We start from the raw sequence: 656 nt of genomic DNA, 5'->3' as shown, positions 1-656 counted from the left end.
ATGTCGAACGAGCAGTTCAACCAGGCGTTCACGATGCACGGCACGATCATGCTGCTGATGTTCGCGACGCCGCTGTTCGCCGGATTCGCGAACTGGATCATGCCGCTGCAGATCGGCGCGCCCGACGTCGCCTTTCCCCGGCTGAACATGTTCGCCTACTGGCTCTATCTCTTCGGCTCGCTGCTCGCGGTGGCCGGCTTCCTCACCCCGCAGGGCGCGGCCGACTTCGGCTGGTTCGCCTACTCCCCGCTGTCGGACGCGGTCCGCTCGCCGGGTGTGGGTGCGGACATGTGGATCATGGGTCTGGCCTTCTCGGGCTTCGGCACGATCCTCGGTTCGGTCAACTTCATCACCACCATCATCTGCATGCGTGCTCCGGGCATGACGATGTTCCGGATGCCGATCTTCACCTGGAACGTGCTGCTGACCGGTGTGCTGGTCCTGCTCGCCTTCCCGGTGCTGGCCGCCGCGCTGTTCGCCCTGGAGGCGGACCGTAAATTCGGGGCACATGTCTTCGACGCGGCCAATGGCGGCGCGTTGCTGTGGCAGCACTTGTTCTGGTTCTTCGGGCATCCCGAGGTCTACATCATCGCGCTGCCGTTCTTCGGCATCATTTCCGAGGTCATTCCGGTCTTCTCCCGGAAGCCGATGTTCGG

General features: G+C 63.7%; 1 protein-coding gene. It reads left to right on the top strand.

From position 1 onward, the window contains the following. Window positions 1-656 (top strand): cbb3-type cytochrome c oxidase subunit I (locus tag AC4IJH_RS43635; RefSeq protein ID WP_490857584.1); only part of this gene is annotated, 656 nt, incomplete at both ends.

The organism is Streptomyces sp. UF-297, from assembly GCF_058245575.1.
This window is presented reverse-complemented; position numbering and strand designations above follow the sequence as displayed.